Here is a 13,002-nt window from a genome sequence, read left to right on the forward strand (position 1 = left end):
TTTGCCGGTGAAGCGCTTGGCATAATCCTCGGCAGCCGGATGTGGCGCCCCGTTGGCATCCCCTTCCATAGTGATGGTCGGCACCGTAATGACCGGGGCCTTGGCCAGCCGCTGCTCCAGCGCTTCATATTGAGGTTCGCCCTGAATCATGCCCAACCGCCAGCGATAGTTGAAGATCGTAATAGCTACATGATCGGGGTTGTCCAGGGCCACCGCGCTGCGATCGAAAGTCGCGTCGTCGAAGGTCCATTTCGGGGAGGCCAGCTCCCAGATCAACTTGGCGAAGTCGTGGCGGTTTTTTTCGTAACCGGCCTGGCCGCGTTCGGCAGCGAAGTAGAACTGGTACCACCATTGCAGCTCGGCCTTGGGCGGCAACGGATTCTTGCCTGCGGCCTGATTGCCGATGAGGTAGCCACTCACCGAGACCAGCGCCTCCACCCGCTCCGGCCAGAGCGCCGAAACGATGTCCGCCGAGCGCGCGCCCCAGTCGTAGCCGCCCGACCGTGTGGCCTCGGTCAGCCTGAGCAATGCGGTACGCGGTGGTGTGGTTGTCGCGGAAAACCGCGCCGAGTTCGGCTCGAAATATCAGCGGTATTGATCGCGATCTACATCAAGACAGAGAACGAAGGTGGGAGCGAGCTTACCCCCACATTTGACTGTGTTCCGTCAGACAAAACCCATCTGCATCTCCCCATGCAGAAGCCCCTAAGTCCTGAGATCTGACGCAATAGTCCGATAATTCCTCGGGACATTTGCAGCACACCCGTACTAAGATTTGCGCTTCACTTCATCAAGGACGATTCATGAAGCGCATTGCCGGTTGCCTGTTGTCTTTCCTGACCTTTACGGCGCTTGCGGCTGATCTGAACCTGCTCACCGACAACCATCGGCCCTTGCATTTTCAGCAGGGTAACCAACTGGTGGGGTTTGGCGTGGATGTGGTGAAGGCGCTGGCCGACAGTGCCGGCGACCAGGTGCATTTCCAACAAGTCCCCCTGCTGCGCGCTTTGCTCATCGCCACGACCGAGCCCGCTACCGGGGTGTTTACCGTGTTCCGCACTGCCGAGCGCGATGGCCAGTACCAGTGGGTCGGCCCGTTGATGGACGTGGAAACGGCGCTCTATTCCGCCAATGGCACCCAGCAACCGGTGCGCAATTTGCGAGACGCCGGCAACCTGGGCCGCATCGCCGTCCCGCGCAAATGGCTGGTCTACAGCTACTTGCAAAAACAAGGTTTGAACAATCTATACGGCGTGGAAACCCCCGAGCAAATGATGCGTCTGGCACGTCTGGGGCGCATCGAATTTGTAGTGGCAGACACCCTCTCCATCGCCACCCTGGCCCGGGAAGAAGGCTTGGCGCCGAGCCAGTTGCACTATCAAATGCCGCTGATGAAGCAAGGCACCTACATCGCGTTTTCCCCGCAAACCGATGCGCGCCAGGTCGCGCGCTGGCAACAGGCGCTGGACGAGATGAACCACGATGGGCGCCTGGAACAACTCAAGCAGCGCTGGCTCAGCGACAACACACCCCGCTGACAACGGATCAACGCTCTCGATAACAACTATGCGTCAGGGTGTTTTTTCATCGCGATGCTCCAGCACTACAGTGGCCACATCTTCTCCCCACGCTCTGGAGCACTATCATGAAAAGCATTATCGGTCTTGGTTTCGCCCTTTCGGTTCTTGGCGCTACCTCCGCCATCGCCGCCCCTCACGCCACCTCACAGGTCGTTGCAGCGGCCAAAGTCAGCCAACCGGCCACACTGAACGTGAACACCGTCGGCGTTGATCACAAAGACAGCCAGGCGAGCACACTCTACGTCGCTGAAAACCGCCCTGAGTTCGGTTCGAAGTATCAGCGTTATTGATCAACGGCGTTGCACCGCTTGAAACAAGAAACCCCGGGGAGATCCGATCTCCTCGGGGTTTGTTGTCTTTGATGTTGAAATACTGGGTAATTGCACTGACTTGACACCCGTTTGCATTCGACCTGACCAGTCATTTGCATCGGACTTGACCAGCACGCTTCGTAACCATGACCAGCAGAGAACGGCCAGAAGTGGACACCTGAAATGCTCCCAACCTTTACATCGCCTTGGAAGAGATCGTATTGGCTAACCCAAAACGCGCCTTGAGCAAACGCGGCTAGGCGCGTTCACGCCGCTATAGTCGACTCTATTGCCGACCGTACTTCCAGGAGTTTTTCCAGTGTCTGACATGCCGACCAATTTCGCTTACACAAAACGCTTCAACGCCGTACTCGCCTACATTGATGCCTATCTTGAAGGTGACCTGTCGGTGAAGACGTTGAGCCATGTGGCGAACTTTTCGGCGTTTCACTTCCATCGACAATTCACCGCGTTCGTAGGAGTGCCTGTCTCACGTTATGTGCAACTGATGCGACTACGACGCGCGGCACATAGACTAGCCGCCCTCACTGATCACTCGGTACTGGACGCCGCACTCGGTGCCGGCTTTGAAAGTCCAGAGGCATTTTGCAGGGCGTTCAGGCGGGCGTTCGGTATGACGCCGAGTGCGTTCAGGAAGGAACCGAACTGGCAGGTCTGGAATGCGGTATTCGCAATCCCTCACTTTTCCAGGACTATCATCATGCAAGTACGAATCATAGATTTCCCTGAAGTCAAGGTAGCAGCGCTTGAGCACTGCGGACCAGCCGGGCTCGTCAATGAGAGCGTGCGTACGTTCATCGAGTGGCGTATGCAGAGCGGACAGTCGCCGGTGGCATCGAGTCGCACCTTTGGCATTCCCTATAGCAACCCCGATACGACACCTCCACAAGCATTCCGCTTCGCAATCTGCGGCGAGATTCACGAGGCCGTGGCGCCGAATGAGTTCGGCGTGCACGAGATCGTCATTCCTGCCGGTCGCTACGTCGTGGTGCGACACGCGGGGTCACCGGATCACATCGGCGAAACGATCTATCCGATTTACCGCGATTGGCTTCCTGCCAGTGGTGAGGAACTTCGTGACCAGCCGCTATTCTTCAATTACCTGAGCGTCCATCCTGAGACACCACAGGATCAATGGCAAACAGATGTGTATGTTCCGCTGCAATAGCGGAGCAAGCAGCTTTCGACCGATTCTGTTGAAAAAGTCGGCCATGGTTTCTACGGCAGAAAAGTACGCGTTTGAGATTGAAAACTTTAATTTGAGCAGAGGATTCCGCGCTCAGATTTCGCGTAGCAACGCGCAAAAAAGGCGTTTTCTGCGTCAGTATGCAGGCAGTCTGAATGGACCGACTTTTTCAACACAATCGACCCAAACCGGTCATTCGTGACAGGCAGAAAACGGCCAAATCCGGTCGGTCACGAACTTGCTCGAAAGCAGTCAGTTGGACGCCTTAGCTGCATGCTCATGCCGTACCTTTTTGAGCTGCTGCTTTTCACAAAAATTTAATGCTGTATGAATGCACAATGTTTGAGCCGTAAACCTAGGCTACAAGCCGCGCTTACGCAGTTTCACATATCGGAGTTAGGGCGGCTGCCGAGGTGGATACGCAGCAAAACTGTCGCCCGATAACAAAGTCAGGTCGCGAAGGAAAATTCGTGACAGGTGAAAAATCATGGCGAAATACCGCAATAAGTTGCCACAACTCGGTGACGGTCTTTATATCGCCGATGGTGGGATCGAAACTACCCTGATCTTCCATGAAGGATTGGAACTCCCGGACTTCGCTGCATTCCACCTGCTGAAGACGCCGGAAGGCGAAGCGGCCCTCCGCAAGTACTTTCGCACCTATGCGGAGATCGCGAAGCGGTTTGGCACCGGACTTATTCTCGAAAGCGCGACTTGGCGGGCCAACGCGGACTGGGGAACCCGGCTCGGGTACATGCCCGAAGCGCTGGTCGATGCAAACAGTAGAGCGATCCACCTGCTCGAGGAGATTCGAGACGAATACGAAACCAATCAGACCCCGGTGGTCATCAGCGGGTGTCTCGGCCCTCGCGGGGACGGTTATGTCCCCGCGAGGGCCATGTCGGACCAGGAAGCAGAGACCTATCATCAGGCACAAGTCGAAACCCTCGCTGGTTCCGCTGCGGATATGGTGTGTGCCATGACCATGAACTACGTGGCGGAAGCGCTTGGGATTGTGCGAGCAGCCCAGCAAGTGGACATGCCCGTTGCCATTTCCTTTACCGTCGAGACCGACGGCAATCTCCCGACCGGCCAGAGTCTGAAGACAGCGATCGAGCAAGTTGACGATGCGACGTCAGGCTATCCCTGCTACTACATGATCAACTGCGCCCACCCCACGCATTTCGACCACGTGGTGGCTAAGGGCGGGTTGTGGTTGGATCGGATTCGGGGCTTCCGAGCGAACGCTTCGCACAAGAGTCACGAAGAGTTGAGCGAGTCCACGGAGCTTGATAGTGGGAACCCGGTCGAACTTGGAGCGCAGTACGCCCGTCTCAAGGAACGGCTCGCGCGCCTGAATGTGATGGGGGGCTGTTGTGGCACAGACCACCGCCATGTGGAACAAATCGCTGAAGCTTGCTCGCCGCTTTTTCGCACTACGACCTAACAATCGGTTGCAGCGGCGGCGGAACGCCGCCGCTTTGAACGTCTGGTATTTAGCGGCGCGAACGTCAGCCAAGGATAGGATAGCGACGGTCTAGCATCGACCGTCACTATGGATGATCAGACTTCCGTCTGTTCCGCCATTTCCAGGGCATCATCGACCTCGATTCCCAGGTATCTGACAGTGCTTTCAAGCTTCGTATGACCAAGCAGGAGTTGGACAGCTCTTAGGTTCTTCGTCCTGCGATAGATCAACGATGCCTTGGTTCTCCGTAGCGTGTGATTACCGTACATGGTTGGGTCAAGGCCAATGGCTGTCACCCACGCTTTGACTATTCGAGCGTATTGCCTGGTGGAAAGATGGTCTGAGGCGTGCAACCGGCTCGGAAACAAGAAGTCCTCGCTGCGAAGGCGCGCCTGATGCATCCAAGCCTCCAGAACCATTCGGGTTTGCTCAGTGATTTCAAATTGCACTGGATGCTGGGTTTTCTGCTGCATCACGATGGCCCGTGACGACACATGTTCCCCATGGGCTATGTCTCGGACTCGCAGTTTGGTTAAGTCACAGGCACGCAGCTTACTGTCGATGGCCAAGTTGAATAGCGCCAAATCCCGTGTCTTCTCCGCGAGCTGAAATCTTACGCGGATGGCCCAGATATCTCTGACTCGGAGCGGGGCTTTCTGCCCGACAAGCTTCCCTTGTTCCAAGGCTGATGGCTGTATGTAGCAATAGTGTTCATGGCTCGTCCTCCACGTTGAGGGAGGACAAGGGTGGATCAGGCACAATGGGTGATGGTCGCTATCCGACCCATAGCAGCCGGTCATGAAGGGATGCTATCCACTGATGGCAGACGTAAAAAAACTTTCTGAGTGAGCGCGTTTGTTCAGTACCCCCCGCTGTCCCCTTTAATGCAACGCCTCTTCTTCTAGGTAGCTGCTCAGACATTCAATAAAGGCTAGAAGTTTGCGGGTGTGGCGTCTGTGTGCGGGATAGATCACATGGACTGTAGAACCGAACTGCTCCGGGTCCGGGTCTATATCGGGGAGCAGTTGCACCAGTTCGCCACGCCGCAGATAGGGAGCAGCACTCCACTGTGGACAGAATTGCAATCCCTGCCCATCCAACAGCGCACTAAACAGAAGATCATAGCTATCGCTAGACAGGCGAGGCACTGGCTGCAATATGCGCCGGCGCTCGCCTTCATGTGTCAACCACCAGTAATGCGGGTTTAGAGCAGGGTGTCGATAGATCAACCAGTCATGTTGATCGAACGTTTGCGGTAGGACTTCAAGGGGCTTGCGCTCTAGATAGCGTGGGCTAGCGCACAGTCGGATACGGTTGACGGTCAGTGGTCGGGCGATCAGATCCGGCCCCACAGGTCCGTCACGCACAGCAAGATCGTAGCTGCCCTCAAGCAGGTCCACGAACTCTTCGGTGAGAACTACCTCAAGACGCATCTGTGGGTAGCGATCAAGAAAGCGAAGCACACCGCATTCAGAAACGCTGGAGCGTAGGACGGTGGCGCCGCTACTCGCAGGGTGCCACACATCTCCTGCTGGAGTTGATCAAGATCTTCCCGAGCTTGCTGTAGCTGAATCAGCACCTGCCGAGCGCTTGCCAGATAGATCTGCCCGGCCTCGGTCAGGGCAATTCGGCGGGTAGAGCGCTCAAAAAGACGTGTGCCCAATTCCGTCTCAAGGTGGGTTACCGCCCGGGTCAGAGCCGACGTGGTTTTGCCTAGGTAGGAAGCTGCGCGCGTAAAACTGCCTTGATCTGCCGTGGCGACGAACATAGTGATAGCGCCGAGCTGGTCCATTCGCTTTTACCTTTTTGGAAAGTATGTGTTTCGGTGTTTAAGTATTCTTAACATCGCCTCCTTTGGATAGTCTCCCTAATACTCTAATAAAAAAAGGTGTTCGGGCTATGAAGAAGATTCTTAGGGCGACGTTAACCATGGCGATTGCTTTTTCATCTATGGAAAGCATGGCGGCAGTCGATCTGCTTTTGTACAACGGCAAGGTGTTCACCGCCGAGCCGGGTCAGCCCCTGCAACAAGCCATAGCGGTGGCCGATGGCCGGATTCTCAAGGTCGGTAGTGATATCGAGATTCTTTCGCTCAAAGATGCCATGACTCAAGTGGTGGATTTGAAAGGCAAGGTCGTCATGCCAGGCTTTATTGACAGCCACAGCCACGCGATCTTTGGCGGTGTGAAGCTTAAGGCGGCGGATCTCGAAGGCCAGATGTTGGCCTTCGACGAACTGGAGAAGCGCTTGCGTGAGTGGCGAGATGACGGCAAGGCGCGACACGGAGATGTCCTCAGTGTCGGTGGCTTCCCCTCCACCTACTGGAGTGAAGTGGCCCAATTTGAAAAACGCTTCAATCATGGCGAGTGGGCCGATACACCGATTGCTTTCATCGGCTGGGATTACCATACCGGTTGGGCCAACACGGCGATGCTCAAGCGCGCCGGTATCGATGCCGAACGGGTCAAGTCACTGAAGGGCGAAGCGGTGGCGACCATCGGCCATCATGCGGACAGCACCCCCAATGGCTTTGTTGCAGATGCGGGTTTGGCGGCGGTGATGTCTCAACTTCCTTCACCGACCTTTGATCAGTTGATGTCAGCGGGACGTGCCGCGCGTGATCTGAACCACAGCCTGGGGATTACGGCCCTGATGGACCCCGCGGCCAATGCCATGCCAAGTGATGGGTTATTCGACTTCAAGCCCACAGCGCAGACGTTGGGGGTTTTGCCTGTCTACAAAGCACTGTCGGAAAAAGGTGAGCTGGAGTTGCGGGTGGCCGCCCTGATGGTTGCCAATCCGAAGAGCAAACCTGCGGATTTGGACTTGCTGAATGAGGTCAGAAAGCAGTTTGTCGGCGTCGATAATCTAAGCCTGCCTGGCATCAAGATATTCGCCGACGGTGTCGCCGAGTTTCCTGCTCAAACGGCATCGTTGCTGACCCCCTATAAAAACTCGAAAAAAGGTGGTGAGCTGTTGATCGACCCCGCTCATTTCGGTGAATTGGTCAGTGCCGCAGATGCCCGTGGCTGGCTCGTCCACGTACATGCAATCGGCGACCGGGCGGTACGCGAGTCTCTCAATGGGATCGAGCAGGCACGCCATGACAGACAGAGTGGCGTGACACACTCGATAACCCATTTGCAGATGGTCAATCCCAAGGAATTCACCCGCTTCAAACCGCTGAACGTCATTGCTTCGATGCAGTTGTACTGGGCCTCCGCGGATGAATTGAGCATTGATTTACTCAAACCCTACATCAGTGCAATGCAGTTCCAGTTCATGTATCCGGCGCGTTCATTACTGAAAAATGGCGCGACCATTGCGGGTGCCAGCGACTGGCCGGTCAGTACCCCCAACCCATGGAAAGCCATCGGGCAGGCAATCAGCCGCAAGGGCCCCAAGGGCGTACTCAACAAGGATGAGGATATCGATAGGGAGACGATGTTCTATGCCTATACCCGCAATGCTGCCAAGGCGATTGGTTTAGAGAAAGAGATCGGCTCTGTCACTGCGGGGAAGCAGGCTGACCTGATCATCCTTGATCGCGATGTGTTCAGCGTGCCTGAAGAGCAACTCGCTGACACCCAGGTACTCAAGACCTATTTTTCCGGGCGCGAAGTCTACAGCCACCCGTAATTCTCCACCGTATGCCTGACCTGTGTCCTTCGGGGCATGGGAACGGCGAAGCCTTTCCTGCCAATAATAATAAACAGGATTCAACCTATGCATCGTCTTGCTATTACGACCCTTGTCGGCTGCGCGCTTTTTCCCTTGGGTGCGGGCGCCGTGACGCTGACCGACAACTTGCAACTGGAGCTGAAGCCGCAGGTGGTCAGCGACTACCGTAGCCGCGGACTGTCCATGACGCTGGGTGACCCGGCAGCGCAGTTGGAGGCCACATTGATACACAGCAGCGGTGCCTATGCGGGCGTATGGACTTCAAACGTCAACTTTGGGATGAACCTGAAAGCGCGCTTGGAACAAGATTTCTACGCAGGCTTTTTCATTCCATTGAATGACGATGTAAGCCTTGATGTGGGGTATCTCAAGTACACCTATGCCAAGGAAGCACAATTCAACATGAGTGAGGCCTACGCCATTCTCAAAGCCTATGGCTTCAAGTTCGGCAGTTATTACTCCAACGATCTGAAGAACTTTGTAGGGAAAGACCAAGACACGCTCTACACCTACTTGGGGTACAGCCATGAAATTGTGGATCAGGTCGGTCTGGAGGTCCGCTACGGTCGTTTCGACTTCAAGGATGATGTGTTTTTGTCAAACAGTGGCAAGGCTCGCGGTGACTATCGCGAATGGGAAGCCAAGCTGACCCGCAGCGCATTTGGGGTCGACTGGGGCCTTAGCTACATCGACACGGACCTTTCCAAGAGCGAGTGCGCGAGTTACTACGGTTACACCGACGTTTGCTCGGCGACCGTGGTGGTCAGTGCCAGCAAGACATTCTGATCAAACCTTCAGTTAAGAAACTTGCACTGTTGAATGCTTGTAGGTTTTTCGGGCGGTGCTTTTGCGCCGCTTTTAAAGGCTGGAAGGGACATAGATTTATTTCCGCGTTCTAGGCGTCCGTTTTGGAGTGTGGCATCGGGGCAGATGCCTGAACGAGGCGCCACAATCAGCGTGCGAGTATCGGTAGCTGGACTTTTTAAAAAAACAAGATAGGAGATTTCGATGTACTTGACCCAAGGGTTGCATCGCCATATGCAACAGCGTCCCGAAACACCGGCCATTCGTTACCAAGGTCGTAGTCTGAGCTTTGCCCAGTTGGGCGATCGAGTCGCCCGTCTGGCCGGCGCACTAAAAGACCTAGGCGTGACCAGCGGCGAGCGGGTAGCGATGCTTTCGCTAAACTCGCAGCGTTACATCGAATACTATCTGGCGGTCCCTTGGGCCGATGCCGTGCTCAACCCGGTGAATATCCGTTGGAGCGCTGCGGAGATCATCTATTCATTGGACGATTCTGAAACCTGTGTACTGATCGTCGACGACAGTTTCCTGGATCTGGCAGGAAAAATCAGCGCTGCTGCGAAAACCCTGCGCCTGATGATTTATGCCGGCGAGGGCGAAACCCCGTTGGGCATGCTCAACTACGAAACACTGATCACCCAGTATGAGCCGGTCGAAGATGCCCTTCGTGGTGGCGATTCTCTGCTGGGCGTCTTTTATACCGGTGGAACCACGGGCTTCCCCAAAGGGGTAATGCTCAGGCATAACAATCTCGTTTTATCAGCCCTGGCCACTTTCGACCAGACCGGGATCGGACCTCAGACCATCTTCTTGCATGCCATGCCGATGTTCCATATCGCTGATCTGTCGGCAATGGTCTCTCTGTTCATTAGCGGCGGTACGCATGTGGTGTTATCGACCTTCAAACCGCAGGAGGTACTTGAATGCATCGGCCTGGAACGGATCAGCAATACCAGGCTGGCGCCGACCATGCTGCAGATGCTCCTCGATTGGCGGGCAGTCAATCCCGCTGCGGCCAAACTTGATCTGAGCACGCTAAGGAAAATCACTTATGGCGCTTCGGCAATCTCGCCGGCACTGCTCGACCAAGCCCGCCAGTCCTTTTCGGCAGCTGATTTCATCCAGGGCTACGGCATGACCGAACTGTCTCCCTTCGCCTGCATCCTCGATGCCGAGTATCACTGCGAGGAGCATCAGCGTAGCGGCAAGATGTACTCGGCGGGGGTGCCGGTCAACTGCGTCGAAATCCGTATCGTCGATGCCGAAGATCGGGAGGTGCCGCGTGGCGCCGTGGGGGAGATCGTCGCACGCGGGCCGAATGTCATGCTCGGTTACTGGAACAACGTGCAAGCCACTGCCGAAGCGCTGCGAAACGGCTGGATGCACACTGGCGATGGCGGCTACATGGACGAAGATGGCTTCGTCTATATCTGCGACCGGCTGAAGGACATGATTGTGAGTGGCGGGGAGAACATCTATACCGCCGAGGTCGAAAACGCCATCGTCAGACTTCCGGCCGTTACCCAGGTTGCAGTAATAGGCATTCCCAGCGACAAGTGGGGCGAGACGGTTCACGCAGTGATCGTCTGCAACCCTGGAGCACGTATCTCCGAGCAAGAGGTTATGGCCCACTGCCGCGAATGTATCGCCGGTTACAAGGTTCCGCGTAGTGTCGAGTTCCGGGAATCGTTGCCATTGTCCAGTGTCGGGAAAGTGTTGAAAACCGAACTGCGCAAGCCGTTCTGGGAGAACCGAGCTCGTCAAATTGCCTAGAACGCCGGTGCGCAATGCAGCAATTGGCTACTTGAACCGCGATAAATCGCATTGGCAGTAACACTGACGAAGTGCTGATTCAGAAAACTGTTTCGACTTGGCATTGTCTGCACCCTGGATACGGTGCAGATCATCAGGCGACACGCAGCCATAGCTAGCGAAGGCTCCCCCATGGCTTTTTCGGCATTGGCTGCAATTGCAGTGGGAAAGTGCTTTAGGTCATGACAAGATTTGGTATTTAACGTGCAGCAACGGCAGCAGCCTTGGAAGGCACCAGTTATTTAGGGGCACGCCCTGAACCTAGTAGCCGCAAATAAACAGGCCGAATTGTTGTTGTCGACAGACTGCTTTTGGCCGATTCTGTTGAAAAAATCGTTTTTTCAGGAAACGCGACACTGAACTTGGCCTTCAACAAAGAACCTATTCACCACTATTAAGTGGCTTTTCGGTCCTTCGTTGATCGTTGCTGCTTTGTCAGTGGGTTGATTTGAGGTTTTTTGATGAAGCAGGCGCACCTATCCCGTGGCGGGTGGCCCTTGAGATGTAAGTTTGGCCAATCGACGCAGGTTCTGTACCGCTGCCGCCAGTGTGAACTCATCGGTCGCGCCACTCATGCCACGTAGTCGTAAGCGATCCAGTTTCAGGATGCGCTTGAGGTGGGCGAACAACATTTCGACCTTCTTGCGTTCGTGACGAGAGCGCACGTATTCCGGCGCCGCCGCGATTCGACGAGCCACATCACGAGCCGCTTCATGAATGCTGCGGGCGATCTTACGAAACGCAGTGTTCGGGCAGCACTTGGCTTTCATCGGACACGTCGCGCAGTCGGTTTGTCTGGATCGGAAGATGATGGTGTTGGCTTTGGTGACGTGCGAGCGCTCGGTCTTGAAGGCTCGCCATTCGCTGCGCAATGCGTTGCCGGCCGGGCAGAGATATTCCTCAGCCTCTTCATTCCATCGGAAATCGCTGCTCGAAAAGCTGTCGTTCTTGCGTTCTGTTTTGTCCCACACCGGTACATGCGGCTCGATGTCTTTTTCCTCCACCATCCAGGCCAGCATCGGTGCGGTTCCATAAGCGGTATCGCCGATGAGGCGGTCCGGCTTGATGTCGAACTGTTCTTCGACCCGGTCGATCATCGTCTTTGTACTCTCGACCTCGGCCGTTCGGTGGGCAGGTGTTGGTTCCACGTCCATGATCACGCCGTGCTCAGTGTCGATCAGGTAATTTGTGGAGTAGGCAAAAAAGGCAGGGCCACCCGGAGCGGCCGTCCAGCGGGCTAGAGGGTCAGTCAGTGATAAGCGCTTGGGCAATGTTTCGGCCAGCGCCTCTTCATCGAGGCCTTCAAGATACTCACGGACAGCGCGGGTGCTCAGCGACGGATCGCTCCAGTTGACCTCTTTATCGCCAGGTACGCCACGCTGCCGACTCGCGTCCGCCTTGATGATGCTGGCGTCCACGGCAAAGCCTTCGCCCTTGACCAGACCCGCGTCCATGCAGCGACGCAGCACCTCATTAAACAGCCAGCGAAACAGATCGCTGTCCCAGAAGCGGCCGTGTCGATTCTTGGAAAACGTCGAGTGATTGGGTACTTCATCCTCAAGGCTCAACCGGCAGAACCAGCGATACGCCAGGTTCAAATGGGCCTCTTCGCACAACCGCCGTTCGGAGCGAATGCCATAGCAATAGCCCACGACCAGCATGCGGATCATCAGTTCAGGATCAATCGAAGGACGCCCAATCGGGCTATAGAAATCTGTGAGGTAATGGCGCAGGTCGCTCAGATCGAGGCACCGATCAATGCTGCGCAGCAGATGATTTGTTGGGATGTGATCTTCAAGATTGAACGAGTAAAACAGCCGCTCCTGCCCACTCGATAACTGTCCCATCATGCTGCGTATTCTCCCGCTGGCCGATGGAGTGATTTTGCCCCAGGCCAAACAGGAGAGCTACTTTTTCAACAGAATCGGCCGATTTCTGCCTGTCGCCACCGGCAGCAGTAGGCAGCTCTCTCCTGACCATGGTTACTAAGTGTGCTGGTCTAATCTGATGCAATCGGTGGTCAGATCGAATGCAAACGTCTGGTCAAGTGCAATGCAAACGAGTGGTCAGTACCGATGCAATCAGGTGGTCAAGTGGAGTGCAATTTCGCAAATACAGGCTCGAGATATCTGTAGCAGC

At 55.5% G+C, this 13,002-nt stretch carries 9 protein-coding genes and 3 pseudogenes; 7 read left to right on the forward strand and 5 right to left on the reverse strand.

All coding sequences use genetic code 11. The annotated features are described in order from the left end of the window. Nucleotides 1-498, reverse strand: a pseudogene (locus E3W21_RS00335) (alpha/beta hydrolase); the annotation flags it as partial. Nucleotides 499-803: 305 nt separating this feature from the next. Between E3W21_RS00335 and E3W21_RS00345 the strand changes: the two are divergent. From E3W21_RS00345 to E3W21_RS00365, 4 genes are all read left to right on the forward strand, one after another. Further along, complete coding sequence (locus E3W21_RS00345; protein ID WP_134417137.1) at nucleotides 804-1,538, forward strand: ABC transporter substrate-binding protein; 735 nt, start codon at nucleotides 804-806, stop codon at nucleotides 1,536-1,538. A gap of 107 nt (nucleotides 1,539-1,645) precedes the next feature. Further along, nucleotides 1,646-1,870, forward strand: coding sequence for a hypothetical protein (locus E3W21_RS00350; RefSeq protein WP_134417138.1), 225 nt, complete (start codon nucleotides 1,646-1,648; stop codon nucleotides 1,868-1,870). 340 nt (nucleotides 1,871-2,210) lie between these two features. Further along, on the forward strand, nucleotides 2,211-3,080 hold the full coding sequence (locus E3W21_RS00355; protein ID WP_134417139.1) for a GyrI-like domain-containing protein: 870 nt from the start codon (nucleotides 2,211-2,213) through the stop codon (nucleotides 3,078-3,080). A 505-nt stretch (nucleotides 3,081-3,585) separates the two neighbouring features. Then, entirely contained in the window at nucleotides 3,586-4,545 is a 960-nt protein-coding gene (locus E3W21_RS00365; RefSeq protein ID WP_134417141.1) for a homocysteine S-methyltransferase family protein, read from the forward strand. Nucleotides 4,546-4,661: 116 nt separating this feature from the next. Here E3W21_RS00365 and E3W21_RS00370 read toward each other — a convergent pair. Together E3W21_RS00370 and E3W21_RS00375 are read right to left on the reverse strand one after the other, a co-directional pair. Beyond that, a pseudogene (locus E3W21_RS00370) lies at nucleotides 4,662-5,281 on the reverse strand (tyrosine-type recombinase/integrase). Between the two features lie 166 nt (nucleotides 5,282-5,447). Beyond that, nucleotides 5,448-6,358 (reverse strand): annotated as a pseudogene (locus E3W21_RS00375) (LysR family transcriptional regulator). Nucleotides 6,359-6,465: 107 nt separating this feature from the next. Here E3W21_RS00375 and E3W21_RS00380 point away from each other — a divergent pair. From E3W21_RS00380 to E3W21_RS00390, 3 genes are all read left to right on the forward strand, one after another. Next, nucleotides 6,466-8,205, forward strand: a complete 1,740-nt coding sequence (locus tag E3W21_RS00380; protein WP_134417142.1) for an amidohydrolase — start codon at nucleotides 6,466-6,468, stop codon at nucleotides 8,203-8,205. A gap of 87 nt (nucleotides 8,206-8,292) precedes the next feature. Continuing rightward, entirely contained in the window at nucleotides 8,293-9,033 is a 741-nt protein-coding gene (locus E3W21_RS00385; RefSeq protein ID WP_134417143.1) for a TorF family putative porin, read from the forward strand. 222 nt (nucleotides 9,034-9,255) lie between these two features. Then, nucleotides 9,256-10,824 carry a long-chain-fatty-acid--CoA ligase gene (locus E3W21_RS00390; protein ID WP_134417144.1) on the forward strand — a complete coding sequence of 523 codons (1,569 nt, stop codon included), beginning with the start codon at nucleotides 9,256-9,258 and terminating at the stop codon, nucleotides 10,822-10,824. A gap of 27 nt (nucleotides 10,825-10,851) precedes the next feature. Here E3W21_RS00390 and E3W21_RS32105 read toward each other — a convergent pair whose 3' ends face one another. After that, nucleotides 10,852-10,968, reverse strand: coding sequence for a hypothetical protein (locus E3W21_RS32105; protein WP_305955655.1), 117 nt, complete (start codon nucleotides 10,966-10,968; stop codon nucleotides 10,852-10,854). A gap of 371 nt (nucleotides 10,969-11,339) precedes the next feature. Beyond that, nucleotides 11,340-12,713: a transposase gene (locus E3W21_RS00400; RefSeq protein ID WP_134417195.1), complete on the reverse strand. Its 1,374-nt coding sequence runs from the start codon at nucleotides 12,711-12,713 to the stop codon at nucleotides 11,340-11,342. Nucleotides 12,714-13,002: the final 289 nt, after the last annotated feature.

It is taken from the genome of Pseudomonas sp. F01002 (assembly GCF_004402115.1).
GTDB lineage: Bacteria > Pseudomonadota > Gammaproteobacteria > Pseudomonadales > Pseudomonadaceae > Aquipseudomonas > Aquipseudomonas frigoris.